Consider the following 24,771-nt stretch of genomic DNA (forward strand, 5'->3'; position numbering starts at 1 on the left):
CGCCCGCCATGTCCGACGCCCCCACCCTCGACTACGAACGCCGCTTCCGCCGCTCCGGCGCGCGGCTGCTCGCGGGCATCGATGAGGTCGGCCGCGGTGCCCTCGCCGGCCCCGTCAGTGTGGGGATCGCCGTCGTCGACCTGCAACGGCAGAAGCTCCTGGCCGATGTCCGGGACAGCAAGCTGCTCAAGGTCGCCGACCGTGAGCGGCTGGTGCCGGTGGTCCGGGACTGGAGCGTCGCGTCCGCCGTCGGACACGCGTCCGCGAACGAGATCGACGAGCTCGGTATCATCGGCGCCCTCCGGCTGGCCGGCAACCGCGCCTGGTGCGCTGTCCTCGCCGCCGGCGTCCGGCCCGAGGTCGTCCTGCTCGACGGCAGCCACAACTGGCTCTCGCCCGATCTCCAGCCCTCCCTGTTTGACGAGGCTCCCGCCGACCCCGGCTGCGACGCCCCGGTGCACACGCTCGTGAAAGCCGACATGCAGTGCCTCAGCGTCGCCGCGGCCAGCATCCTTGCCAAGGTGGAACGGGACCGGATGATGAGCGAGCTGCACATCGAATACCCGGGCTACGGCTGGGACGAGAACAAGGGCTACGGTACCGCCGCGCACAAGGAAGCGCTCCGTGCCGCCGGTCCCACGCCGTACCACAGGGTCAGCTGGCAGCTGCTCTAGCGTGCCGCGGCCGCACTCCCGTCCCCATCGCGACGGCCGGCGCGGACCGGACTTGTGGCGCGCGGCCGGCGCCGGATGGTGCAAGATGGAACCATGAGTGCCGAGGACCTTGAAAACTATGAAACCGACATGGAGCTACAGCTCTACCGCGAATACCGCGACGTCGTCGGGCTGTTCAGCTATGTGGTCGAGACCGAGCGGCGTTTCTACCTTGCCAACCACGTAGACCTGCAGGCCCGCAGCGCCGACGGCGAGGTCTACTTCGACCTCACACTGCAGGACGCCTGGGTGTGGGACGTTTACCGCTCCGCCCGGTTCGTCAAGAGCGTCCGCGTCATCACGTTCAAGGACGTCAACGTCGAGGAACTGCCCCGCAGTGAGGAACTGGCCCTGCCCAAGGTCGAGGACCTCGGCAACTGATCCCCGCGGGAACTTTCGCGGCAGCCGGCTGCCGCTGTATTTGCGCGACTCTTCCTCCACAGGGCCCGCGTAGGGACTTTCCATGAGGGTTTCCACATAGCCCAAGTGTGCTCTATGGCCGTTCCCGGCGGCGCTGCACGCTGGAGGCATGAGAGCTAAGGATGTGCTGGGCCGGCGCGGGGAGGACCTCGCCGCCGGGTACCTTGAATCGCTTGGTATGCGAGTGCTGGAGCGGAACTGGCGCTGCCCTGAGGGCGAGATCGACATTGTCGCGCTCGACGGCGACGCCCTGGTCATCGCCGAGGTGAAAACCCGTAAATCCCTCGCGTACGGCCATCCCTTCGAGGCAGTCGGCGCGGACAAGCTGGCCCGGCTCCGCCGCCTGGCGTCTGCGTGGTGCCGTGTCCAGGGGCTGGGCGCGCCGCCCTGCCGCGTGGACGTGATCGCCGTGATCGACGACGGCACCGGCGAGCCCGCCGTCGAGCACCTCGAGGGGGTGGGGTAGGTGGGGCTGGGCCGGAGCTATTCGGTCGCCCTGGTGGGCCTCAACGGCTACATCGTGGAGGTCGAGGCCGACATCGGCCAGACCCTGCCGGCGTTCGTGATCCTGGGACTGCCGGACGCCTCGCTCAACGAGGCCAAGGAACGGATCCGCTCCGCCGCCCAGAACTCGGGAATCCCGCTGAGCCGCCGGAAAATTACGGCCAACCTGATCCCGGCGTCCCTGCCCAAGCGCGGCTCGGGCTTCGACCTCGCCATTGCCATGGCCGTCCTGCTGGCGGCGAATGACATCCGGTCCACCGGCCGCACCGTCTTCATCGCCGAGCTCGGCCTGGACGGCCGTCTGCGGCCCGTGCGGGGCATCCTTCCGGCGGTGATGGCCGCGGTGCGGGCCGGCTACCCGGAGGTCGTGGTGGCCAGGGCCAACGTGGCCGAGGCCGAACTCGTCCCGGGCGCACGGGTCCGCGGCTACGCCACGCTGGCCAGACTCGCGTTCGACTGCGGCGCGGATCCGCAGGACCTCGCCCTGGACTTCGAGCCCGAGCCCGAGGACGCCGACAGCCCCGATCCCGGCACCGGTCCCGCACTGGCGCCGGACATGTGCGATGTCTCCGGGCAGGCCGCGGCGCGCCGTGCCCTGGAAGTGGCCGCCGCGGGTGCCCACCACCTTCTGCTGACGGGGCCGCCCGGTGCCGGGAAGACCATGCTGGCCGAGCGGTTGCCCGGCCTCCTGCCGGACCTGGGCGACACCGAGGCCATGGAGGTGACCGCCATCCACTCCTTGTGCTCGCTGCCCTCGGGCTCCGTGCAGCTGCTGCGCCGGCCGCCCTACGAGAACCCACACCACACCGCGACGGCGGTGGCCATCATCGGCGGCGGGTCAGGGCTGCCGCGCCCCGGGGCAGCGTCCCGCGCGCACCGCGGAGTGCTCTTCCTCGACGAGGCCCCCGAGTACGACCGCGGCGTCCTGGACGCCCTGCGGCAGCCGCTGGAAAGCGGCGAGCTGGTCATCCACCGCTCGGCCGGGGCCGCGGCCTATCCCGCCCGGTTCCAGCTGGTCCTCGCGGCCAACCCCTGTCCCTGCGGCAAGGCCACCGGGAAGGGAGTGGACTGCGTCTGCACACCCACCATGCGCCGCCGCTACCAGGCCCGGCTCTCCGGCCCGTTGCTGGACAGGGTCGACATCCAGCTCGAAGTGGAGCGCGTCTCGCTCGCCGGCTTCGGCCAGCCCGCGGCCGAGGAAGGCACTGCGAGCATCGCAGAGCGCGTCCGCGCGGCCCGGGCCCGTCAGCTGGAGCGGCTGCTGCCCTTCGGACTGGAAACGAACGCGCAGGTGCCGGGACGGCTACTCCGCGGAACCCTGCGGCTTAGTGCATCCACCACGCGTGTCCTGGACTACGCCCTGGAACGCGGCGTCCTGACAGCTCGCGGCTACGACCGCGTGCTGCGCCTCGCGTGGACGCTGGCGGACCTGTCCCGGCACGACGTCCCGGACACGGACGACGTCGGCCAGGCGCTGGGCCTCCGCCAGGCCGCGACGGCGGCTCCCTGAGCCCGGGCACGACCCCGCACCCCCCAAACGCCACGCGAAAGGAAGCACCATGAGCGACGACGAACGAACCGCCCGGGCCGCACTGTCCCGCCTCTTCGAGCCTCAGGACGCGGCGGCCCTGGCCCTGGTGCAGGCCGCAGGAGCGCAGGACGCCCTGAGGATCGCGTGCGGCCGGCTCGCCGCCGGTCCGGAGCTGGAACGGGAGATCACCGCGATCCTGGCAGAGAGCGGCTCCGGCATCAGCTGGTCAGGGTTGGCCGGGGCGCTGCAGCGCTGGGCGCCGCGCATCCCCGACCTCGCGCCGGAACGGGACCTGGCCACCATGCGCCGGCTCGGCGGACGGATCATCATCCCCTCAGATGAGCTGTGGCCCCGGCAGCTGGCCGACCTCGGACTCCAGGAGCCCGTGTGCCTGTGGTGGCGCGGCGTCGAGCAGGAGCTGCCGCCCGCGGCCAAAGCCATCGCCCTGGTGGGCTCCCGGGACAGCACCAGCTACGGCGCCTCGGTGACGGGTGACCTCGCGTACTCCCTGGCCCAGCGCGGCTTCACCGTCGTCTCCGGCGGCGCCTATGGGATTGATGCCCACGCCCACAGGGCCGCGCTGGCCGGAGGCACGGGCGCCCTGCCCACCATCGCGGTCATGGCCGGGGGAGTTGACCGCTTCTATCCCGCCGGGAACGAGGACCTGCTCCGGGCCGTGGCGGACCATGGCGCAGTCCTGGCCGAAGTCCCGCCCGGATCCGCACCCACCCGCTACCGGTTCCTCCAGCGGAACCGGCTCATTGCGGCCTTGGCCTCCGTCACGGTAGTGGTCGAGGCCAGGTGGCGCTCCGGCGCCCTCAACACGGCCCACCACGCCGAAAGCCTGGGCAGAGCCGTGGGCGCCGTGCCCGGATCCATCCACAGCGCCAACTCCGCCGGCTGCCACCGGCTGCTTCGGGAAGGCGGGGCCGTGTGCGTCACGGACGCGGGGGAAATCGCCGAGCTCGCCTCCCCGAGTGGTGAGGCCCTGCCCCCGGACAAGGCCGGCCGGACAGAAGTCCATGACGGCCTCACCCTCGAGGACCTGATCCTGCTCGATGCGTTGCCGCTGCGGACCACGAGCTCGGTCGAGAAGCTGGCCGTGGTGGGTGGCTTGAGCGTGGAATCGGTCCGTGCCGGACTTGGCCGGCTCGGGCTGCTGGGGCTGGCCGAATCCCGGCACGGCGGCTGGAAACGCTCCGGGAAAGCGACCTGACATGGCCGCCGACGCCCGCATGCAGCGGCCGGTATGCCGCGGCTCGCCGCCCGGCTCCTGAGAATGCCCCCGGAATACTGCCACAGTAGGAAGGTGTCTACACAGGATCTCCCCGCCGCACTCGACGGCGCCGCCGCACGCTTCGGCCGCTACCTGGAAGCTGAGCGGGGGAGGTCGGCCCATACGGTGCGGGCGTATCTCTCCGACGTCGAAAGCCTGCTGACCCATGCCGCGACTGAAGGGATCCAGGACCTGGCCGGGCTGGAACTCGGAGCCCTGCGGCGCTGGCTTGGTGCCCAGAGTGAGTCCGGCAAATCCCGCGCCACGCTGGCTCGCCGCGCCGCCACCGCCCGGGCGTTCACCGCATGGGCCGTCCGCGAGGAGCTGATCGACGCCGATCCCGCGCTGCGGCTCAAGGCCCCGAAACGGGAGAAGTCCCTGCCCGGCGTCCTGCACCAGCAACAGGTCCAGCGGCTCGTGGACGATGCCGAAGCCGCCTCCGCGGAGGGGGAACCGCTGGCCCTGCGCAACCGCGCCATGCTCGAACTGCTCTACGCCACGGGCGTCCGGGTCGGGGAGCTGGCCGGGATGGATGTGGATGACCTCGACCCGGACCGCAGGACCCTGCGGGTACTCGGCAAAGGCAACAAGGAACGCACGGTGCCCTACGGGCTTCCGGCGGCGCTCGCCGTCGACGACTGGCTCCGTCGGGGCCGGCCGGCCCTCGCCACCGGGTCCAGCGGCCCGGCGCTCTTCCTGGGCGCGCGCGGCGGCCGGGTGGATCAGCGCCAGGTCCGCAGCGTGGTCAAGGACATGCTGGAGAGGCTGGGGGACACCGCAGCCACCGGCCCGCACGCGCTGCGGCACTCCGCTGCGACGCACCTGCTCGACGGCGGGGCGGACCTGCGGGCCGTGCAGGAAATCCTCGGCCACAGCAGCCTTGCCACCACGCAGATCTACACCCACGTGTCCGTGGAGAGGCTCCGGCAAAGCTACCAGCAGGCGCACCCCCGGGCCTGATCCCCGGCTTCCAGCGCGACGTCCGTGCCCTCCGGTACAGGGGCCGCCGCGTGGAGCGACAGCAGCCACGGCGCCAGCCTCCTCACGGGTCCCGTCATCCGCCCCGCAGCCCTTCGCCGTCAGCCCCGTCGGCCGCCCCGTCAGCCCGTGATCCGCCCCGCCGGGCGCTCCCCTCGCGGTCTCCGGAGACGAATTCGGCGCGCCGAAAAGGACGCGCCGAATCGCACTGGCGTAATTAGGAGGGGTAGGGCAGAATAAAACTCACGCCCGGGAAGTTTCAAGTTGAACTTGAAGCTGGAATGCACCACGTCCCAGCTTCGAACCCGGTTGTATATTAGTAGTCTGGCAGGGACCGCTGGCACAATTTCGGATCCGCGCAACAGACAGACATCCAGGCAGAGGTCGTTGGGGAAGACGTACCTACAGCTATGGAGGATGGAATGTCTGTTGCACTGACCCGCGGTGTGTTGTTCGTTCACTCGGCCCCGACTGCCTTGTGCCCCCACGTCGAGTGGGCCATAGGGTCTGTCGTGGACAAGCGGACGGATCTGGAGTGGACCCCGCAGCCTGCCGCGCCCGGAATGTTCCGGGCCGAGCTGTCGTGGACCGGTACGCCGGGCACGGGGGCTCAATTGGCGTCCGCTCTTCGCGGCTGGGCCCACCTGCGCTATGAAGTGACCGAAGAGCCGAGCCAGGGCGTCGACGGCGGACGCTGGTCACACACCCCGGAACTGGGGATCTTCCACGCCACCACCGACGTCCACGGCAACATCATGGTCTCCGAGGACCGCATCCGGTACGCCTACGAATCCGGTGCCGGCGACCCTTCGGCCGTCTACCACGAGCTCTCGCTCGCCCTGGGTGAGGCCTGGGACGAGGAACTCGAGCCGTTCCGCCACGCCGCCGAAGGCGCCCCCGTGCGCTGGCTCCACCAGGTCGGTTAGGGCCCGCCCAGCACAACACCAGGCGCACCACCGCAGCACTTCCATAGCTAGGCGCCAAACACAGATGGCGGCAATGTCCACGAGGAACATTGCCGCCATCTGTCATTCGGGCCAGCCGTCATTCAGCCGGGGCCGTGCAGCAACTACACGCTGCGTACCGCGATCACGGCGTTGTGTCCGCCGAAGCCGAACGAGTTGCTCAGCGCCGCAATGCTGCCGGCGGGCAGGTCGCGGGCCGTCGTGACGACGTCGAGCGGGATTTCCGGATCCTGGTTCTCGAGGTTGATGGTCACCGGCGCCTTGCGGTCGTACACGGCCATGACGGTCAGCACGGCCTCCACCGCACCGGAGGCGCCTAGCAGGTGCCCCATCTGCGACTTGGTGGCCGAGACCGCCACGCTGTCCACGTGCTTGCCCAGGGCGGCCTTGAGCGCCGTGTACTCGGGCTTGTCGCCGACCGGGGTGGAGGTGGCGTGCGCGTTGACGTGCACCACGTCTTCGGGCTGGATGCGGCCGTCGAACATGGCAGCCTTCAGCGCGCGGGTCGCGCCGAGGCCCTCGGGGTCCGGGGCGGTGATGTGGTAGGCGTCGGCGGTGACCGAGGTACCGGCGAGTTCGGCGTAGATCCGGGCGCCGCGGGCCAGGGCGTGTTCCTCGGCTTCGAGCACGAGGGCACCGGCGCCTTCGCCCATGACGAACCCGTCACGGTCGCGGTCGTAGGGGCGCGAGGCGTGCTCGGGATCGTCGTTGCGGCGCGAGAGGGCCTGCATGGAGGCGAACGCCGCGATCGGCATCGGGTGGATCGCGGCCTCGGCGCCGCCACAGACGACGACGTCGGCCTTGCCGGAGCGGATCAGGTCCAGGCCCATGTGGACGGCCTCGGTGCCGGATGCGCAGGCGGAGACGGGGGTGTGGGCGCCGGCACGGGCGCCCAGGTCGAGGCTGACCGCGGCGGCAGGGCCGTTGGGCATGAGCATCGGAACGGTCATGGGCAGGACGCGACGGGGGCCCTTTTCGCGCAGGGTGTCCCAGGCATCGAGGAGGGTCCAGACGCCGCCGATGCCGGTGGCGAAGGCCACGGCGAGGCGGTCGTGGTCGATCTCGGTGATCCCGGAGTCGGCCCAGGCCTCGCGGGAGGCAACCACGGCGAACTGCGTCGAGGGGTCCATGCGCTTGGCTTCGACACGGCTCAGGACCTCGAGGGCCGGGGTGGAGGCGCGTGCGGCGAAGTGAACGGGCAGTTCGTACTTTGCCACCCAGTCGTCCTCAAGCGTGTGCGCGCCGGAGACGCCCTTGAGCGCGTTCTTCCACATCGTGGGGACATCGCCGCCGATGGGTGTGGTGGCACCCAGCCCGGTAATGACTACTTTGCGTGCCATGGGATCACTCTCTGTCGGTGCGCCTGCCGTGTCCGGAACCGTGAAGGGGATGGCCGGGGCCTGCGTGGGGAAATCACTGGGGTCGTGCACTTGATGGTGGTGCTGGTGGCCGGTCCGGGCGCTGCTGGAACGCCCGGACCGGCCACCGGGTCCGCCGTTGCCGGCGGAAAGCCAGACTTAGGCCTGGGCGTTGGCGATGAAGCTCACGGCGTCGCCGACGGTCTTGAGGTTCTTGACCTCTTCGTCGGGGATGCGGACGCCGAACTTCTCCTCGGCGTTGACCACGATGGTCATCATGGAGATGGAGTCGATGTCCAGGTCTTCGGTGAAGGACTTGTCCAGTTCGACAGCCTCCGGGGCCAGGCCGGTCTCTTCGTTGACGATTTCAGCCAGGCCGGCCAGGATCTCTTCGTTGTTAGCCATTGATGGCTCCTTTTCTAGTTGTTGCCCCAGGCTGCCGGTGAAATGCCGGCCGTCGGGGGCGGAAATGATTCAAACCGAGGGATTCGGCTTGGTGCGGGAAATGCGTGCTGTGCAGAGCTTGGGGGCAGATAGTGAACCTCATGCTCTGCAATGGTGAAACAGGTGAAACGTATTCAGTTCGGGAAGGCGGCGGCTACCTACGGAAGCACGATCACCTGGGCGCCGAAGACCAGTCCGGCTCCGAAGCCGATCTGCAGCGCCAGCCCGCCGCTGAGCTCGGGGTTTTCCTCAAGCAGGCGGTGGGTGGCAAGGGGGATGGACGCCGCGGAAGTGTTGCCGGCGTCGGCGATGTCGCGGGCGATCTTGACGGTCTCGGGCAGCTTCAGCTTCTTGGCCATCTCGTCGATGATCCGCATGTTGGCCTGGTGCGGGATGAAGGCGGCGAGGTCCTCAGCCGTGACGCCGGCAGCGTCCAGGGCCTGCTGGGCCACCTTGGCCATCTCCCACACGGCCCAGCGGAAGACGGTCTGGCCGTCCTGGCGCAGGGTGGGCCAGAGGGAGGCGTCCGTCACGGCGGCTTCCTCGGCGCTGACAGCGGCGCCGCGCTTGCCGGTCAGGGCTAGCTCGCGGATATCCAGCATGGAGTGGGTCATGCCGATGGCGTCCCACTTGCTGCCGTCCGAACCCCAGACCGACGGGCCGATGCCCGGCGTGTCGGACGGGCCGATCACGACGGCGCCCGCGCCGTCGCCGAGCAGGAAGGAGATGGTCCGTTCCGTGTTGTCGATGACGTCGGAAAGCTTCTCGGCACCGACCACCAGGACGTAGGTGGCCGCTCCGGAGCGCACCAGGGCGTCGCCCTGGGCGATGCCGTAGCAGTAGCCGGCGCAGGCCGCGGAGATGTCGAAGGCCGGGGCCGGCGTCGCGCCGAGGCGGTCGGCCAGGCTCGCGGCCGCGGACGGGGTCGCGTAGGGGTGCGTGACCGTGGAGACGATCACGGCGCCGAGCTGGGAAGCCTCGATGCCGGCCTTCTGCAAGGCCTCACGGGCGGCGCCTTCAGCCATGTCGATCACGCTGACATCGGCGGGCGCGCGGTGCCGGGTGATGATGCCGGTGCGCTGGCGGATCCATTCATCCGAGGAATCGATCCACTGGCACACGTCCTCGTTGGTCACGATGACGCTGGGCCGGTAGGCGCCGATACCCATGATGCGGGTGTTTTCCTGCACGGGCGCCTGCTTCAGAGTGGGAACGCTCATGCCCCTCCCTCCAGTTCTGCAAATAGGGCCAGGGCCGCGGAAAGATCGTCCGGGGTCTTGACGGTAAGGGTCTTGACGCCCGGCATGCCGCGCTTGGCGAGGCCGGCGAGTGTTCCGGCGGGAGCCAGTTCAATCAGGCCGGTCACGCCGCGCTGCACCATCGTCTCCATGCAGAGGTCCCAGCGGACCGGGCGGGAGACCTGGGCAATCAGGCTGTCGACGGCGGCGCCGCCGTCGGTGACTTCCGCGCCGTCGAAGTTGGACAGCAGCGGCACCTGGGGGTTCCGCGGGTGCAGCGACGGGCGCAGCGCCTGCAGGGCGGCGCCGGCCGGGGCCATGTGCGAGGTGTGGAACGCGCCCGCAACCTTCAGCGGAATGACCCGCGCCTTGGCCGGCGGGTTCCCGGCCAGGGCCTTGAGCTGCTCCAGCGTGCCGGCGGCCACGGTCTGGCCTGCGCCGTTGACGTTGGCCGCGGTGGCGCCGGAGGCCTCAATGGCCGCCAGGACGTCGGCCGGGTCGCCGCCTACGACGGCGCTCATGCCGGTCGGGGTGGCGGCAGCGGCGGCGGCCATGCTGTTGGCCCGTTCGCGGACAAACGTCATGGCTTCGGTTTCCGTCAGGACACCGGCCAGCGAGGCCGCGGTGATTTCGCCGACGGAGTGGCCGGCCAGGATGACCGGAAGCGTGCTGAGTTCGACGTCGAACAGTGACTTTGCGGCCACGAGGCCCGCGGCGACGATCAGGGGCTGCGCGACGGCAGTGTCCTTGATGGTTTCCTCATCGGAGGTGGTGCCGTGAGCGGTGAGGTCGATGCCTGCTATTTCGCTGAGGGAGGCCAGGAGGCCTGCGACGGGTGGTAGTTCCAGCCAGGGGGCCAGAAAACCAGGGGTCTGGGAGCCCTGTCCAGGGCAGACGATTGCAAGCACGTAACCAGCTTTCCAAATTACCGCGTGAACATTCGTGTTTTCATGCACCAAGCTCACTGGGTCAGTTTGTAGGAAGTCTACAACGATTCAGGACCCGTTGCGGGGAGGCTGCCGCTCCGCGGGGGCCTTCGGCGGCGTCGAAAGCCGGCCGACCACGAGGGCCGTCTGGAGCACGAACGCCTCGCGCGGCAGGAGGGGGTCCCAGCCCGTGACGTCACACACGCGCTTGAGCCGGTAACGCACCGTGTTGGCATGGACGAAGAGTTCCCGGGCCGTGGCCTCCAGCGAATGGCCGAGCTCGAGGTACGTTCCCAGGGTCTCCACAAGCCCGTTGGAGGCGGCCAGCAAGGGCCGGTAGATGTTCTTGACCAGCGAGCGGCGGGCGGCGTCGTCGCCGGAGATCACGCGCTCGGGGAGCAGGTCGTCGGCTGCCACCGGACGCGGCGCGGAGGGCCACGCCCGGGCCGCGGTGAGGCCGGCGAAGGCTGACTGGGCCGAACCGCTGGCCTCGAGGAGGGAGCCCGCCTCGGGGCCGTACACCACCGGGCCGGGGGCGAAGAGTTCGCTGAGCTTCAGGTAAGCGGTCTCCCGGTCCTGGAGTCCGCCCAGGATGAGGATGAGGCGGTCGCCCTGGATCCCCACGAGTGCGTCCTCGGCGAAGCGCCCCGCGGTGCGGCGCAGTTCGCTGACGTAGCTGGCGCTCGGCTCCGACGGCGAATTCCCCACCATGACCGTGAACCGTTCCTGCGCCTTCCAGCCCAGGGCCGCGATCCGGGACCGCAGCGCGTCCGTGTTTTCGCCGCGCAGGATGGCATCGACAATCAGGGCTTCCAACCGGGTATCCCAGGATCCGCGGGATTCCGCGGCGCGGGCGTAGACGTCGGCGGCGGCGAAGGCGACCTCCCGCGAGTACCGCAGCACGGCCTCGCGCAGCGCGCCCTGGTCCGCTTCCGGGGCGATGACCGGGACCTGGTCCTCGACGACTTCCACGACGATCCGGATGAGCTGGAGCGCCTTTTGCAGGCTGATGGAGCGGGTCAGTTCGGTGGGGGCGGTGCCGAAGACGTCGGACAGGATCCACGACGGCGAACTTGGCCGTTCGTACCAGGTCACGAACGCCGCGATGCCGTTCTGGGCCACCATGCCCAAGGCGGAGCGTTCGTCTGAGTTCAGCCGGCTGTACCACGGCAGGGACTTTTCCAGCTGGCGCAGTGTCGTCGTCGACAACTGGCCCACGCTCGCCCGAAGCTTCTTGAGGGTCTCAGCCTTCTCCGGAGTCATCGCCCGCGAGGTCGGCTTGCGTTTTTCGGGAGTGGTGATCGGCTCTGCCATGCATCGAGCATACGGGGCGCGCCGCCCAAGCTCCATTTGTGAGAAGGCTACAACTGCCGTTGTCCTGCATCACACCGGACCGCGCCGGGATCGCGGTGAGGCCCGCCCCCGGAGAGACGGGGGGACCACCCCGGTTAAACGCCGACGGCGGCCCCCACCAATTGGTGAGGGGCCGCCGTCGGGCGCCGTGCCTGGCCTTGCGGCCGGCGGGGCGTCCGGTTAGGAGTCGCCGCCCGCGTTGCCGGTGGTGCCGGCGTTCACGTTGAGCAGCCGGTACTTCTCGATGGCCTGGGCCGGTGCCTGGGCATCGACTTCGCCGCGGCGGGCCAGCATCTGCAGGGAACGGACCACTACCGAGTGGATGTCGTTCTTGAAGAAGCGGCGCGCAGCGGCCCGGGTGTCGGAGAAGCCAAAGCCGTCCGCGCCGAGCGAGGCGAACTCGTTCGGGAGGAACTGCCGGATCTGGTCCGGCACGGCCTTCATGTAGTCGGTGACCGCAACGATCGGACCCGTGGCACCGGCGAGCTGCTGCGTGACGAACGGGACGCGGGCCGGCTGGCCGGGGTTGAGGAAGGCCTCTTCCTCGGCGGCCATGGCGTCGCGGCGCAGTTCGCTCCAGGACGTCACGGACCAGACATCGGCGGAGACGCCCCAGTCCTCGGCGAGGATCCGCTGGGCTTCGAGGGCCCAGGGGACGGAGACGCCGGAGGCAAGGATCTGCGTGCGCGGGCCGTCGATCTTGGCCGGTGCCAGCAGGTAGATGCCCTTGGTGATGCCTTCGACGTCGAGCTCGGCCGGCGCCGCCGGCTGGGCGATCGGCTCGTTGTAGACCGTGATGTAGTACATCAGGTTCCGGTCTTCGGAGTCGGGTCCGTACATCCGCTCCAGGCCGTCGCGCATGATCACGCCGATCTCGTAGCCGTACGCGGGGTCGTAGGTGACGACTGCCGGGTTGGTGGCGGCGAGGATCGGGGAGTGGCCGTCGGCGTGCTGCAGGCCTTCACCGGTCAGGGTCGTGCGGCCGGCGGTGGCGCCGATGATGAACCCGCGGGTCATCTGGTCCGCAGCGGCCCAGAAGGAGTCGCCGGTGCGCTGGAAACCGAACATCGAGTAGAACACGTAGATCGGCACGAGCGGTTCGCCGTGCGTGGCGTACGAGGTGCCCGCGGCGGTGAACGCGGCCACGGAACCGGCCTCGTTGATGCCGGCGTGCACGATCTGGCCGGAAATCGACTCCTTGTAGGCCAGGACGAGGTCCCGGTCCACGGAGAGGTAGTTCTGGCCGTTCGGGTTGTAGATCTTCGCGGTCGGGAAGAACGCGTCCATGCCGAAGGTGCGGGCCTCGTCCGGGATGATCGGCACGATCCGCTGGCCGAAGTTCTTGTCCCGCATGAGGTCCTTGAGCAGACGGACGAACGCCATGGTGGTGGCGGCCAGCTGCTTGCCGGAGCCGCGGTTCGCGACCTCGTACGTCTTCTCATCCGGCAGCGTGATCTCGCTGTGCTTGGACCGGCGTTCGGGGACGAAGCCGCCGAGGGCTTGGCGGCGTTCCATGAGGTACTGGATTTCGGGGGCGTCCGGGCCGGGGTGGTAGTACGGGGGCCGGTAGGGGTCGGCTTCGAGCTGGTCGTCGGTGATGGGGATGCGCAGGTGGTCGCGGAAGGCCTTCAGGTCCGCGAGGGTGAGCTTCTTCATCTGGTGCGTGGCGTTGCGGCCCTCGAAGTGGGTGCCCAGGCCGTAGCCCTTGACCGTGTGGGCCAGGATGACGGTGGGCTTGCCCTTGAACTCGGTCGCGGCCTTGTACGCGGCGTAGACCTTGTTGTAGTCGTGGCCGCCGCGCTTGAGGTTCCAGATCTGGTCGTCGGTGAGGTCCTGGACCATTTCCTTGGTCTGCGGGGTCTGGCCGAAGAAGTGTTCGCGGACGAACGCGCCGGATTCGGCCTTGTAGGTCTGGTAGTCCCCGTCGACGGTCTCGTTCATGATCTTCACGAGCGAGCCGTCCTCGTCCTTGGCCAGCAGGTCATCCCACTCCCGGCCCCAGACGACCTTGATCACGTTCCAGCCCGCGCCGCGGAAGAACGCCTCGAGTTCCTGCATGATCTTCCCGTTGCCCCGGACCGGGCCGTCCAGGCGCTGGAGGTTGCAGTTGATCACGAAGTTCAGGTTGTCCAGCTTGTCGTTCGCGGCGAGCTGGAGCAGGCCGCGGGACTCGGGCTCGTCCATTTCCCCGTCACCCAGGAACGCCCAGACCTGCTGGTCACTGGTGTCCTTGATGCCGCGGTTGTGCAGGTACCGGTTGGACTGGGCCTGGTAGATCGCGTTCATCGGCCCGATGCCCATCGAGACCGTGGGGAACTCCCAGAACGCGGGCATCAGCCGCGGGTGCGGGTAGGAGGACAGGGCGTGGCCCTCCTTGGACTTCTCCTGCCGGAACCCGTCCAGGTCCTCCTCGGACAAACGGCCCTCCATGAAGGCCCGGGCGTACATGCCGGGGGAGGCGTGGCCCTGGAAGAAGACCTGGTCCCCGCCGCCGGGGTGGTCCTTGCCGCGGAAGAAGTGGTTGAACCCGACCTCGTACAGGGTCGCGGCCCCGGCATAGGTCGAGATGTGCCCGCCGACCCCGATGTCCGCCCGCTGCGCCCGGTGCACCATGACCGCGGCATTCCAGCGCAGCCACGCCCGGTACTTCCGCTCGATCTCCTCGTCCCCGGGGAACGGCGCTTCCTGGTCCACCGGGATCGTGTTGACGTAGTCCGTGGTGGTCACCATCGGAACACCCACACTCTGCGCCCCGGCCCGCTGAAGCAGGCTCCGCATGATGTACTGGGCACGCTCGGTGCCCTGTTCCTGAATCAGCGTATCCAGGGACTCCAGCCACTCGGCGGTCTCTTCCGGATCACGATCAGGCAGCTGGTTTGTCAACCCGCTGAGGATATGGGAGGTATCTTCTCCTGCAGCCACGTCCAACCTCTCTTTGAGCGCATCCATCGGCACCCTCAGCTCCGGGCAGGGTGACTGCCTGGCGTGAACGCGACGTGTGCGACATATCGGTTACAACAGCCCGGTCGTATGCGCCGGGCAAGGTCCAATCACGGTACGCCTGCCTGTGTCATCAGTGGGGCGGTTGCCCGCACAGGCGTAGTCGTCATCAGCCACTCTAGCCGTGCGCGTTGACGGATGCGTAGCCGCCGCATGGACCCCCCGACGTATTTCACGGGCATACTGGTTGTGTGACCGCGGGCTGCCCGTCAGCCTTCGGATCGCCCTGTGTGACGCAGAATATGGCGGATCGCGGGGCCAACAGCTTGAAGCTAAGCCTCAAAGGGTGTTGGCTTGGAGTAATGGAAATCACTAGTGCCATTGAAGACATGAAGCAATTCACAAAGCATAGGAGCAACACGTGAGCGAGGCCGACGCCGCCACTTCGGTAAATGTGGCGGAGAAACTGGGTTTCAAAGACGGGGACCTGATTCAGGAATTCGGTTATGACGACGACGTCGACTTCGACTTGCGTGACGACATCGAAGATCTCACGGGCTCGGAACTCCTCGACGAGGACGATCACGAAGTGGTCGATGCCGCCATCCTGTGGTGGCGGGCCGGTGACGGCGACCTCGTTGACACCCTGGTTGATTCGCTGACCACCCTCACTGAGGGCGGTGTCGTGTGGGTCCTGACCCCCAAGTCCGGGCGGGTCGGCTATGTTTCGCCCGCCGACATCCAGGACGCCGCGCCCACTGCGGGACTCCACTACACCACCTCGGCCGGCGTCTCCAAGGACTGGAGCGCCACCCGGCTGGTCACGCGGAAGAACAAGTGACCCAAGCAGTCCAGAACGACGCCGCCCGGCCGGCCGGCGCCGTTACCCCTGTTCCCGGTGGGGTGCCGGCCGTTGGCGATCCCGCACCGGACTTTGAGCTCGCCAATCAGTTCGGAGAGCCGGTCCGCCTCTCCGACTTCCGGGGCCGCAACGTCGTCGTGGTCTTCTATCCGTTCGCTTTCTCAGGCATCTGCACCGGTGAACTGTGTGAAATCCGGGACAACCTCGCGCTGTTCGAGGATGCCGACGCCGCAGTGCTGGCTGTTTCGGTGGACAGCAAGTTCGCCCAGCGGGCCTACGCCGAAAAAGAAGGCTACGGTTTCGACCTTCTCGCCGACTTCTGGCCGCACGGCGCCGTGGCCTCGGCCTACGGCGTGTTCGACCCCGAAAGCGGCATGGCACTGCGAGGCACCTTCATCATCGACGCCGCGGGCGTTGTCCGCTACGTCGTCGTCAATCCCCGCGGCCAGGCCCGGGACCTTGCCGAATACCGGGCCGCCCTGGCGGGGCTCGGCGGGAGCTGATCCGGTGAGGCAGCGGCGCCCCGGGATCGGCATGACTGGCTTTGCCAGCCTCCCGCCGGTCACGGCCGCCGCGACCTCGGCCGAACTCCAGCGGGACGAGCTCGAGGTCCTGCAGGACATCCACGGTCTTCTCGCCGGGGGCCGGTTCGCCGTGCTGACCGGCGCCGGCCTGAGCACCGATTCCGGCATCCCGGACTACCGGGGCCCCGGCGCTGCCCCGAGGGCGCCCATGACCTACCAGGAATTCATCGGCGAGGCGGCGAACCGGCAGCGCTACTGGGCCCGCAATCACATCGGCTGGTCGCACCTTCGCCGCGCGGACCCCAACGACGGACATGCCGCCGTCGCCCGGCTGGAGCACCGCGGACTGCTCACCGGACTCATCACCCAGAACGTCGACCGTCTCCACGAAGACGCCGGCAGCGTCAACGTCGTGGACCTGCACGGCCGCTTCGACCAGGTGGTGTGCCTCGACTGCCTCCGGCGGTACAGCCGCCGGCTCCTGGCCGGGGTCCTCGAGGAACTCAACCCGGGATTCCTGGAACGCGCCCACGCCGCCGGGGCGATTGAAATGGCCCCCGATGCCGATGCCACGGTTGAGGACTCCGGGCTGATCGAATCCTTCGTCGTTGCCCGCTGTCCCGCCTGCGGGGGCACCTTGAAACCGGACTTCGTCTACTTCGGTGAAAACGTGCCCAAAGACCGGGTGGAGCGCTCCTACGCCATGGTCGACGCGGCCCGGGCGCTCCTGGTGGCAGGCTCGTCCCTCACCGTCATGAGCGGCCTGCGCTTTGTCCGGCACGCCGCCAAACAGGGCAAAGCCGTCGTCATCATCAACCGGGGAGCCACCCGCGGCGATGACCTCGCCACCATCAAGCTCGACGCAGGCGTCAGCGGGGCCCTGAGCTGGCTTGCCGCCGAGCTGCCCCCGCTCTAGGAAGGGGTCGGACCGATTGGCGCTTGGCCACTGGCATCCTGTACAGTAGCTGTTCGTTGGTTGAAGCGCTGAGGCGCGGATGCCGCGGTTTGGGTCTTTAGCTCAGCTGGTAGAGCGCCACGTTTACACCGTGGATGTCATCGGTTCGATCCCGGTAGGACCCACCACAGAAAACCCCGTCATGCCGGACCAGATGGTCGGCAATGGCGGGGTTTTGTCGTTCCCGGCGGGCCCGGCGTCACGGGGGAGGACGGCTGCCGGGTAGAGTTAGGTGATTTGTTCAGCCTCGCAAGACCATTGGGGATCACCATGTTCTATGGCGTCACGCGCTACAGCCTCTTCTCACCCGGATCGCACTCGTGGAAAACGTCGCGCAGTGGGGTTTTCAGGACCCCGGATGACTACATGCAGTACCTGTTCTCGGAAAAGCGCCTTAACCTCCGTGCCGAGATGTTCTTCAACAAGGCCGTGCCCGCGCTTGCCGTAATGGCGGAAAACCATGACTACAAGCATTTTGTGATGTACTCCGAGCTGCTCCCGAAGCGCCACCAGGACATCTTGTTCGCGGCTGCGGCCAAGTACCCGTTCCTGGTGCCCGTGGAGTGGAACGAGGTGGTCCGGGGAACCGGCATCGAAGAAGTGCTGCCCCTGGTCGAGGAGGACCTCGCCGGCAAGTTTGACGCTGCCGACGGCGTGCAGCCGGTGGTGTGGTTCCGGCTCGACGACGACGACGTGCTGGCTGCCGACTACCTGACGCACCTTGAGAACTATCGGACCTTGAACCACGTGGGGATGGCCATCTCGTTCGGCCTCGGCCTGACGGCCTACAAGGGCGAACATGAACTGGTGAACCTTCGGGAGTACTACCACCCGAAGTCTGCCCAGGGCATGGCCTTCGTATCTGCCTTCGACCCTGCTCAGCGCCGCCTCGCGATCATTACGCCGGGCCCGCACCACGGCGTGGACCAGATCATGCCGACCATCCTTGACTCCCGGGAGCACATGTTCTTCCAGGTCCGTCACAGCGATCAGGACTCGACGCTGAACGAGACCCCGTACGAACGGGTCGCAGCGTCGCTGGCGCGCCTGGATAAGCTCCCGGCCGTGCACTCGGCCGATGTTTCCGCCGCGAAATGGCCGAGCCTTTTTGAGGACATCGTCCGCGGCGAACCCGTGGCACATGAGCTGTCCACGCCCGGTTCGGAACCGCTGCGCCTGACCGAAGAGACCGTGCTGACCTTTCCGCTGGATTCGGGAATCGAAGCCGGGCTGGTCGAGTTTGAGTTTGAGTTCGAGTCGGCCAGGAGGCTTCAGGGAGGATTTGCCGTGGTCTCCTATGATCTCCATGGTGCGGATGGCGTTGATCCCGAGGCGCTCGGGCTGCGGAACAGCGCTACCTTCGGGTGGAGCCGGCAGGCATGGTCGAAGAGCTCACAGGGCGTCGTGCGCCAGAGCCTTCTTCTCCCGGACGGGGCCAGCATCTCCGGCATTACCCTGAGGGGCAAGAACCGCCAGCCGGCGGACGTCTTTATCCGCTTGCGCCAGCCTCGCGTCGTGGCCGTGCACGCCGCCGACTAACGACTGAGGGCGGAGTTGTGGCCCGGGCTTTTGAGCCCGGGCCTCCACTTTCCGTGCGGGCGCCGAAAATGTCCGTGCTCCCCCCTAGTGTGACGGGCATGGAGCACGTGATGGTGAAAACAGGCCCGGACGGGCGGCCCCAGGCCGTGCTGCGCGGAGGCAGGGAATGGTTGATCGGGGCCGAACCGGTCCGCTGGTTTGAGCGGGTCAACTGGTGGGAGGCGGAGCGCCGCATGCCGAAGGGACTGAGCCGGGTGGACGTCGAGGTCTGGCAGATCCAGGCACGGCTTGGCCGCAACCGGCAATCGGCCCTCACCACCATGGAAATCGTCCGGGACGGCCTCGGCGGCGGCTGGCGGCTGCGGGAGGCGGTCGCGGACGCCGCATAGGCCGGCGGCCCCTAACCCGGTCCTTGGGAAAACCCGGGCATTGGAAAAGCCTTCCACCGCGACTATTGGGGGATGCCGCGGTGGAAGGCTTGTTATGAATATACCGTGAACATTTGGAAATGTGAAACGCGCGGGCGGGATTCCGGCCGGGAGAAATACCCCAGTCGATGGCCTAATTCGGGCCCGGAGTGGCCGGGATGTCGGCGCGGAGCCGCCGCGTACCCGCGGAGACCTAGGATGTGTTCATGACCGCCACGACTGCCCGCCGCATCGCCCGAGTCCGCCCGCTTTCCCCTGTTGCCGAGGACGAGCATTTCTTTATCGCCAACGACGCTGCGGACTTCTACAGCGACACCGGCAAGGTCTGGACGGTGACCGGGACCCCCTTCCCGGGCTCTCCGGCCAACGCCGGTAGCCGGCCCCGCAGCGGGTGGGACATCGGCGCGACGGTCCATGAAGGGGAATTCACCTTCCTCGCGCCAAGCATCCCGGCCAACGTCCTGGGCATGGCGCACAACACCGGCCGCGCCGGCCGTGACCTGCCTCCGCAGGCCTTCCACAAGGCGGCGACCAGCGTGGTGGGTCCGGGCGACGCCATCGAACTCAGGCCCGGAGTGGGCCGTGTCGAGCCGGAAGCGGAGCTGGCAATCGTCGTCGGGAGCAGGGCCCGGGGGCTGACACCCGGCAACGCGAGGACCGCGGTTCTGGGGTACACCATCGGAAACGACGTCTCGGCCAGGGACCTGCAGCAATCCGACGAGCTGTGGGTCAGCGCCAAGAGCCAGGACACGTTCACGCCTGCCGGTCCCTGGATCGTCACGGATCTGACAGGTGATGACCTCGAGATCGGCATCAGGCACAACGGCGTGGAGCTCAAGGCGGCCAGCTCTGCCGATCTCGGCTGGAAGGTGGAAGAAATCCTCGCCTACATCACCTCCTTCATGACGCTGCACCCGGGGGACCTGGTGCTCACGGGCTTCCCGGCCGAGGCCGCCCCGATCGTTCCCGGCGATACCGTCAGCTGCCACATTGCCGGCGTCGGCGAACTCACGAATCCCGTGGCGGCCGCCAGACATTATGATGGTTACTGTTCAGCTGACTGGACGGCATTCGAATGAGTGGCGCGGCGACTGCGCGCGATACCTGAAGGAGAATCATGGCCGATTCCCGAGTTTCCCGAACCTCCGACGGATTGGGGAGCGCATCACCGGCACCGGCCGTCACCCGCGCCGCCGCCGTGCTGGAGGCCCTGGCCGCATCTGCGACCGGGCGACTCACGCTGAGCGATCTGGCCCGGGAGCTGGGAATCCCGAAGTCCTCAACGTCCAATCTGCTGCTCGCCCTCGAGGAGGCCAGGCTGATCAACCGCCAGGGCGCGGAATTCACGCTCGGACGCAAGCTGGTGGAGCTGGGTGCGGCCTACCTCAGCCGCCTGGATGAGGTGCAGGAGTTCTACCGGTTCTGCGAACAGGCCCCAACGCTTTCGGGGGAGACCGTCCGCATCGCCATGCTTGACGGAACAAACGTCATCTACCTGGCCCGCTATGAAGGCCACCCCGCGGTCCGCCTGACGTCCAACATCGGCGACAAGATGCCGGTGTCCCTCTGCGCCGTGGGCAAGGCCCTGATAGCGCGCCTGCACGACCACGACGTCGACGAGATGTTCCCGGACGACGCCGAACTGCCGGTCCTGACGCCGAAATCGCTGCGTACGGGGGCCGAGCTCAAGGCCCAGCTCGCCGTGATCCGGGAGCAGGGCTACGCCTTTGAAGACGAGGAGTCCACCACCGGCGTCGTGTGCCTGGCCGTGGCCGTCCCGACGCGCGGTGCGCACGGCCCCAGCCTGGGCCTCTCGGTCACCGCGTTGAAGGCGACCTACTCGGAAGAGCAGGGCGCCATGATGGTGAAGGAACTCAAGGACCTCGCCCGGTCCCTCGGAAATCCCATGGGCTAACCCGCCCGCACGGGGTTCCGCAGGGCCGGCAGGAATAAATCCGATTACTCATTGGCTAGCCGATCACCATGCTGTACGCTGTTCAGCATGGTGATCGACTCTTCGGGAGTTGCTCACATCCCACCAGGCCAACGGGGGTCTGGAGTGTTCTTGAGGGAGTGCTTGTGACAACTAGTACTAATACACCGCTCGCTGAAGCGGACGGCGCCGTCGTCGATCCGGACCAGCTGCGACGGGCAACGCTTGCCAGCTCCGTGGGTTCCGCCCTGGAGTACTACGACTTCTACATCTACGGCCTGGCCTCGGCCCTGATCTTCGGCCCGCTCTTCTTCAAGCCGCTCGGCGACGACGGGGCCCTGATCGCATCGTTCGCCACCTATGGCGTCGGTTTCGCGGCCCGGCCGTTTGGCGGCATGGTCTTCGGGTATATCGGGGACCGGTTCGGCCGCAAGATGGTCCTCATCCTCACGATCGCCCTGATGGGGTCCGCCAGCTTTGCCATCGGCCTGCTGCCGACCTACGAGCAGGCAGGCATGCTGGGCGCCGTCCTCCTGGTGACGCTGCGCATCCTCCAGGGGCTGGGCGCCGGTGCCGAACAGGCCGGCGCGACCACGTTGATTTCCGAGGTCGCACCCCGCCGCCGTCGCGGCTTTTTCGCCTCGCTCCCGTTCGTGGGTATCCAGCTGGGCACCCTGCTCGGCGCCGGGACGTTTGCGCTCATTGCCATGGCGGACAAAGCCGTCCTGGAAGGCTGGCTGTGGCGCGTGCCCTTCCTGGCCAGCGCCCTTCTGATCGTGGTGGCCATCTTCATCCGGCTGCGGCTGAAGGAAACGCCGGTCTTCCAGGAACTGGAAAAACACAAGAATGTGGTGAAGAACCCCATCGGCCAGCTCTGGAAGCACTCCAAGAAGAATGTGCTGATCGGCATCGGCTTGCGGATGGGGGAGAACGGGAATTCCTCGATCTACTCCGCCCTGCTCATCGCGTTCCTGGCGTCCAAAGACGGCGTGTTCCCGGGAGACAAGTTCATCGGCCCGGTGGGCCTGCTCATCGCCGCCGGCTTCGCCGCCGTCATGGTGATCACGTTCGGTGCGCTGTCCGACCGGTTCGGCCGCGTGCCCGTCTACCGCTACGGCGCGCTGTTCCAGGCCGCCATCGCGCTGCCCGCGTTCTACCTCGTGACCCTGGGCAATGTCACCCTCGTGTGGATTGTGATGGTGGTGGGCATCGCGCTCGGTGTCCAGTCCATGCTCGGCCCGCAGTGCCCGATGCTGCCGGAACTCTTCGGCTCGCAGTACCGCTTCACGGGCGTGGCCATGAGCCGCGAGCTCTCCGCCGTGCTGGCCGGCGGACTCGTTCCGCTCGTGGGCGCCGCGCTGCTGGCCGCCACCGATCACTCCTGGCTCGTGCTCGCCGTCTACTCGCTGGTGCTGGCGCTGATCTCCTTCATCACCACGTTCTTCACGCCGGAAACCGTGGGACGCGACCTCCTGCTGATCGAGGATGCGCGCTAGGCGCACGCGCCCTCATCAGCACGCAGTCCTCAGGACGCCAGGCCGAGGCCCCTTCCAATCCGGGAAGGGGCCGCGGCCGTTTCTGCGACACGGCACGTGCCGCGCGACGCGCAAAATGCCCGGCGCTACCGGGATACCCGCGTCGATGGGCAATCTGCGCGTCGCCGAGCAGGATGCCGCGTCGATGGGCCATATTCGCATCGCAGAGTAGGACGTCGGTCACCGCGGCTGCCGTGCACCAACGCAAGGGGCGGCCCCTCCGTTTCCGGAGAGGCCGCCCCTTGCGATATGCGGGTCTGGCTTTAGTAGAAGTGCACCGTGTCCACGAGGTGGGGGAGTTCGCCGCCGTCGAGGTGGGTGCGCAGGTTGCTGCAGAAGCGCTCGGCGATGAGCCGGTTCTCGGCTGCGCTGAGGGCCGAGGTGTGCGGGGACACCATCACCCTGGGGTGGGTCCACAGCGGGCTGTCCTGCGGGAGCGGCTCCACGGCAAACACGTCGAGGCAGGCATAGGAGACCTGGCCGTTGCCGAGCGCCTCGAGGAGCGCCTCTTCGTCAACCACGGTGCCGCGGCCCACGTTGATGAAGACCGTTCCGGGCTTCATGGCCGCGAAGGCGTCCCGGCCAAAGAGCTTCTCCGTGTACGGCGTGCCGGGAAGGGTGTTGACCACGGCGTCGGCCGTGCTCAGGAGGCCGGCGAGGCCGTCGTTGTCCGTGACCTGCTCGATGCCGTCGATCTTCTCCACGGTCCGCTTGGTCCCGCTGACGCGCATGCCCAGGGCGCGGGCGATCCGGGCCGTCTCGAGCCCGATCTCGCCCAGTCCGGTGACCACGAGGCGGGAGCCGTTGACCAGGCGCGTGGGGGTGCGGAGCTCGGGCCAGAGCTTGGCCGCCTGGTCCTGCGCCAGTTCCGCGCTCCGCTTGAAACCGTTGAGGATGCCGAGCGCGGCGAACTCGGCCAGCGGCAGGGCGTGGACCCCGGCGGAGGTGGTGACCTTGAACTTCTGCAGCGTCGCGGCGTCCAGGCCCGATGCCTTCACGGCGCCGCCGGCCCCGGCCGCCATGGCATGGATCCACTCCAGGCGGGGATTGCTGCCGGCGATCCTGGCAAGGCCTGCCGGGCTCTCGTTGGGGAACCCGTACAGGACCTCGGCCTTGTTGAGCATGTCCCAGTAGCGCTCCTCCTGCTCCGGCGTCCGGCGGAAGTCCGGGTCGCCCGAGTGGTCCGCGGGAAAGCGTTCCGGCGGCAAGAGGTCGGGTTCGTAGAGGACGGTCACGGAAGGATCTACGGCGCGGATGCGTTCCACAGGCTCGGCTTCGAGCGGGACGGCGATTGCGACGGTGGTTTTGGTCGTCATAGTGTTCATCATACTGAATGGAGGCTAGGATGCTGAACAGATTTCGAAGATTAACCACGACGGAGTGAGGAAATATGGAACTGGACCGAAAGGAAGCCGGGTTTGTCGGCCTCGGGCTGATGGGTGCTCCGATGGCCGCGAACCTCCTCAAGGCGGGCTGGGACGTCAGCGCCTGGAACCGCTCACCTGCGGCACTGGACGCATTCGAGGCACTCGGCGGCTCCCGCGTGGCCCGCGTGGACGAGCTCCGCGACATGCCGGTCATCATCTTCATGCTTCCGGACCTGTCCTACATCGAGGACTCGGCCGCCTCCCTCCTGGCGGGCTGGGCTGCCGAACCGCCCGCCGCCGGAACCGTCGTCGTCGTCGTCATGAGCAGCGTCTCCCCGTCAGCGGTCAAGGAATTCGGCGCCCGGGTCGCCGGGGCCAGCGGTGGCCGCGCCGTCGTCGTCGATGCTCCCGTCAGCGGCGGCACCAAAGGTGCCGTTGACGGAACCCTCGCCATCATGGCAGGCGCCGGCGAGGACGACTTCCGGCGGCTCCGGCCACTCTTTGACGCGATGGGCGGCACCGTGCGGCGCTTGGGGCCGCTGGGCTCCGGCTCGCTCGCCAAGGCGTGCAACCAGCTGATTGTGGGAACCACGACGGCGGCGCTCGCCGAGGCAGCGGAGCTCGCCGAACGCTCCGGCATGGACGTGCACGCCCTGTACGAGGTGCTCGCCGGCGGCCTGGCCGGCAGCCGGGTACTCGAGATCGTGGGACCCCGGCTTGCTGCGAAGGACTATGAGCCCACCGGACCCGCCAAATTCATGCACAAGGATCTGTCCTTCGTGCTCGAAAGCGCCGCCGCCGCCGGCGCCGCAGCACCGATGGCGGCCTCCGGCGTGAAGCTCTACGCGGAGCTCAAGCGCCAGGGCCTGGGGGACCGGGACCTCGCCGTTGTGCGGCAAGCCATCGCCAACCTCGGCGACGCCACACGTGGCAACACCAGCGACAACACCAGCAACAACCCGGCAGCAAAGACCAATTGAGG

General features: G+C 68.1%; 23 protein-coding genes and 1 tRNA gene. 17 read left to right on the forward strand and 7 right to left on the reverse strand.

The window, feature by feature from the left end:
- Positions 1–8 precede the first annotated feature (8 nt).
- The 7 genes from ACVWYS_RS06440 (at position 9) to ACVWYS_RS06470 (ending at position 6,348) form a co-directional block, all read left to right on the forward strand.
- Positions 9–674: a ribonuclease HII gene (locus tag ACVWYS_RS06440; RefSeq protein WP_344368122.1), complete on the forward strand. Its 666-nt coding sequence runs from the start codon at positions 9–11 to the stop codon at positions 672–674.
- A 93-nt stretch (positions 675–767) separates the two neighbouring features.
- Positions 768–1,094 (forward strand): DUF2469 domain-containing protein, encoded by a 327-nt coding sequence (locus tag ACVWYS_RS06445; protein ID WP_018773443.1) that lies wholly within the window; start codon positions 768–770, stop codon positions 1,092–1,094.
- 148 nt (positions 1,095–1,242) lie between these two features.
- Complete coding sequence (locus ACVWYS_RS06450) at positions 1,243–1,599, forward strand: YraN family protein (protein WP_456508733.1); 357 nt, start codon at positions 1,243–1,245, stop codon at positions 1,597–1,599.
- Complete coding sequence (locus tag ACVWYS_RS06455) at positions 1,600–3,147, forward strand: YifB family Mg chelatase-like AAA ATPase (RefSeq protein WP_456508734.1); 1,548 nt, start codon at positions 1,600–1,602, stop codon at positions 3,145–3,147.
- 49 nt (positions 3,148–3,196) lie between these two features.
- Positions 3,197–4,384 (forward strand): DNA-processing protein DprA, encoded by a 1,188-nt coding sequence (gene dprA, locus ACVWYS_RS06460; protein WP_456508735.1) that lies wholly within the window; start codon positions 3,197–3,199, stop codon positions 4,382–4,384.
- Between the two features lie 63 nt (positions 4,385–4,447).
- Positions 4,448–5,404, forward strand: a complete 957-nt coding sequence (locus tag ACVWYS_RS06465; protein WP_456509151.1) for a tyrosine recombinase XerC — start codon at positions 4,448–4,450, stop codon at positions 5,402–5,404.
- Between the two features lie 440 nt (positions 5,405–5,844).
- Positions 5,845–6,348 carry a DUF3145 domain-containing protein gene (locus tag ACVWYS_RS06470; protein WP_091256295.1) on the forward strand — a complete coding sequence of 168 codons (504 nt, stop codon included), beginning with the start codon at positions 5,845–5,847 and terminating at the stop codon, positions 6,346–6,348.
- A gap of 143 nt (positions 6,349–6,491) precedes the next feature.
- On the opposite strand, the gene fabF is transcribed toward ACVWYS_RS06470, so the two are convergent.
- The 6 genes from fabF to aceE form a co-directional block, all read right to left on the reverse strand.
- Complete coding sequence (gene fabF / locus ACVWYS_RS06475) at positions 6,492–7,727, reverse strand: beta-ketoacyl-ACP synthase II (protein WP_116766638.1); 1,236 nt, start codon at positions 7,725–7,727, stop codon at positions 6,492–6,494.
- Positions 7,728–7,904: 177 nt separating this feature from the next.
- Positions 7,905–8,150 carry an acyl carrier protein gene (locus tag ACVWYS_RS06480; protein WP_091256299.1) on the reverse strand — a complete coding sequence of 82 codons (246 nt, stop codon included), beginning with the start codon at positions 8,148–8,150 and terminating at the stop codon, positions 7,905–7,907.
- Between the two features lie 197 nt (positions 8,151–8,347).
- Positions 8,348–9,409, reverse strand: a complete 1,062-nt coding sequence (locus ACVWYS_RS06485; RefSeq protein ID WP_116766618.1) for a beta-ketoacyl-ACP synthase III — start codon at positions 9,407–9,409, stop codon at positions 8,348–8,350.
- A complete protein-coding gene (locus ACVWYS_RS06490) occupies positions 9,406–10,335 on the reverse strand; it encodes an ACP S-malonyltransferase (protein WP_456508736.1) in 930 nt (309 codons plus the stop codon). The genes ACVWYS_RS06485 and ACVWYS_RS06490 overlap by 4 nt, the downstream gene beginning before the upstream one ends.
- Before the next feature lie 87 nt (positions 10,336–10,422).
- Positions 10,423–11,667, reverse strand: coding sequence for a PucR family transcriptional regulator (locus ACVWYS_RS06495; protein ID WP_116766620.1), 1,245 nt, complete (start codon positions 11,665–11,667; stop codon positions 10,423–10,425).
- 219 nt (positions 11,668–11,886) lie between these two features.
- Positions 11,887–14,655, reverse strand: coding sequence for a pyruvate dehydrogenase (acetyl-transferring), homodimeric type (gene aceE, locus ACVWYS_RS06500; protein ID WP_456508737.1), 2,769 nt, complete (start codon positions 14,653–14,655; stop codon positions 11,887–11,889).
- A gap of 412 nt (positions 14,656–15,067) precedes the next feature.
- Between aceE and ACVWYS_RS06505 the strand changes: the two genes are divergently transcribed.
- The 9 genes from ACVWYS_RS06505 (at position 15,068) to ACVWYS_RS06545 (ending at position 22,383) form a co-directional block, all read left to right on the forward strand.
- Positions 15,068–15,487, forward strand: coding sequence for a DUF3052 domain-containing protein (locus tag ACVWYS_RS06505; protein WP_091256835.1), 420 nt, complete (start codon positions 15,068–15,070; stop codon positions 15,485–15,487).
- Between the two features lie 62 nt (positions 15,488–15,549).
- Complete coding sequence (locus ACVWYS_RS06510) at positions 15,550–16,011, forward strand: peroxiredoxin (protein ID WP_116768666.1); 462 nt, start codon at positions 15,550–15,552, stop codon at positions 16,009–16,011.
- Positions 16,012–16,042: 31 nt separating this feature from the next.
- Entirely contained in the window at positions 16,043–16,948 is a 906-nt protein-coding gene (locus ACVWYS_RS06515; RefSeq protein WP_456508738.1) for an NAD-dependent protein deacetylase, read from the forward strand.
- A gap of 91 nt (positions 16,949–17,039) precedes the next feature.
- Positions 17,040–17,115, forward strand: a tRNA-Val gene (locus tag ACVWYS_RS06520).
- Between the two features lie 142 nt (positions 17,116–17,257).
- On the forward strand, positions 17,258–18,526 hold the full coding sequence (locus tag ACVWYS_RS06525; protein ID WP_456509152.1) for a glycosyltransferase: 1,269 nt from the start codon (positions 17,258–17,260) through the stop codon (positions 18,524–18,526).
- A 98-nt stretch (positions 18,527–18,624) separates the two neighbouring features.
- The gene (locus ACVWYS_RS06530) at positions 18,625–18,915 is read left to right on the forward strand and encodes a hypothetical protein (protein ID WP_202615949.1); all 291 of its coding nucleotides are present in this window, start codon (positions 18,625–18,627) and stop codon (positions 18,913–18,915) included.
- 245 nt (positions 18,916–19,160) lie between these two features.
- Positions 19,161–20,033 (forward strand): fumarylacetoacetate hydrolase family protein, encoded by an 873-nt coding sequence (locus tag ACVWYS_RS06535; protein ID WP_456509504.1) that lies wholly within the window; start codon positions 19,161–19,163, stop codon positions 20,031–20,033.
- A 38-nt stretch (positions 20,034–20,071) separates the two neighbouring features.
- A complete protein-coding gene (locus ACVWYS_RS06540; protein ID WP_344366380.1) occupies positions 20,072–20,869 on the forward strand; it encodes an IclR family transcriptional regulator in 798 nt (265 codons plus the stop codon).
- A 164-nt stretch (positions 20,870–21,033) separates the two neighbouring features.
- Positions 21,034–22,383 (forward strand): MFS transporter, encoded by a 1,350-nt coding sequence (locus ACVWYS_RS06545; RefSeq protein ID WP_344366377.1) that lies wholly within the window; start codon positions 21,034–21,036, stop codon positions 22,381–22,383.
- Between the two features lie 302 nt (positions 22,384–22,685).
- Here the strand turns inward: ACVWYS_RS06545 and ACVWYS_RS06550 are convergent, their stop codons facing one another.
- Positions 22,686–23,750 carry a D-2-hydroxyacid dehydrogenase gene (locus ACVWYS_RS06550; RefSeq protein ID WP_456508740.1) on the reverse strand — a complete coding sequence of 355 codons (1,065 nt, stop codon included), beginning with the start codon at positions 23,748–23,750 and terminating at the stop codon, positions 22,686–22,688.
- A gap of 62 nt (positions 23,751–23,812) precedes the next feature.
- On the opposite strand from ACVWYS_RS06550, the gene ACVWYS_RS06555 reads away from it, so the two are divergent.
- Positions 23,813–24,769 carry an NAD(P)-dependent oxidoreductase gene (locus ACVWYS_RS06555; protein ID WP_456508741.1) on the forward strand — a complete coding sequence of 319 codons (957 nt, stop codon included), beginning with the start codon at positions 23,813–23,815 and terminating at the stop codon, positions 24,767–24,769.
- Positions 24,770–24,771: the final 2 nt, after the last annotated feature.

The organism is Arthrobacter sp. TE12231, assembly GCF_054062895.1.

Coding starts and splice junctions, on each gene's coding strand:
- ACVWYS_RS06465 (WP_456509151.1), top strand. CDS start 4,448: ATGCCCCCGGAATACTGCCACAGTAGGAAGGTGTCTACACAGGATCTC.
- ACVWYS_RS06450 (WP_456508733.1), top strand. CDS start 1,243: ATGAGAGCTAAGGATGTGCTGGGCCGGCGCGGGGAGGACCTCGCCGCC.
- ACVWYS_RS06525 (WP_456509152.1), top strand. CDS start 17,258: ATGTTCTATGGCGTCACGCGCTACAGCCTCTTCTCACCCGGATCGCAC.
- ACVWYS_RS06535 (WP_456509504.1), top strand. CDS start 19,161: ATGACCGCCACGACTGCCCGCCGCATCGCCCGAGTCCGCCCGCTTTCC.
- ACVWYS_RS06480 (WP_091256299.1), bottom strand. CDS start 8,150: ATGGCTAACAACGAAGAGATCCTGGCCGGCCTGGCTGAAATCGTCAAC.
- dprA (WP_456508735.1), top strand. CDS start 3,197: ATGAGCGACGACGAACGAACCGCCCGGGCCGCACTGTCCCGCCTCTTC.
- aceE (WP_456508737.1), bottom strand. CDS start 14,655: ATGGATGCGCTCAAAGAGAGGTTGGACGTGGCTGCAGGAGAAGATACC.
- ACVWYS_RS06445 (WP_018773443.1), top strand. CDS start 768: ATGAGTGCCGAGGACCTTGAAAACTATGAAACCGACATGGAGCTACAG.
- ACVWYS_RS06515 (WP_456508738.1), top strand. CDS start 16,043: ATGACTGGCTTTGCCAGCCTCCCGCCGGTCACGGCCGCCGCGACCTCG.
- ACVWYS_RS06540 (WP_344366380.1), top strand. CDS start 20,072: ATGGCCGATTCCCGAGTTTCCCGAACCTCCGACGGATTGGGGAGCGCA.
- ACVWYS_RS06530 (WP_202615949.1), top strand. CDS start 18,625: ATGGAGCACGTGATGGTGAAAACAGGCCCGGACGGGCGGCCCCAGGCC.
- ACVWYS_RS06555 (WP_456508741.1), top strand. CDS start 23,813: ATGGAACTGGACCGAAAGGAAGCCGGGTTTGTCGGCCTCGGGCTGATG.
- ACVWYS_RS06495 (WP_116766620.1), bottom strand. CDS start 11,667: ATGGCAGAGCCGATCACCACTCCCGAAAAACGCAAGCCGACCTCGCGG.
- ACVWYS_RS06550 (WP_456508740.1), bottom strand. CDS start 23,750: ATGATGAACACTATGACGACCAAAACCACCGTCGCAATCGCCGTCCCG.
- fabF (WP_116766638.1), bottom strand. CDS start 7,727: ATGGCACGCAAAGTAGTCATTACCGGGCTGGGTGCCACCACACCCATC.
- ACVWYS_RS06485 (WP_116766618.1), bottom strand. CDS start 9,409: ATGAGCGTTCCCACTCTGAAGCAGGCGCCCGTGCAGGAAAACACCCGC.
- ACVWYS_RS06470 (WP_091256295.1), top strand. CDS start 5,845: ATGTCTGTTGCACTGACCCGCGGTGTGTTGTTCGTTCACTCGGCCCCG.
- ACVWYS_RS06440 (WP_344368122.1), top strand. CDS start 9: ATGTCCGACGCCCCCACCCTCGACTACGAACGCCGCTTCCGCCGCTCC.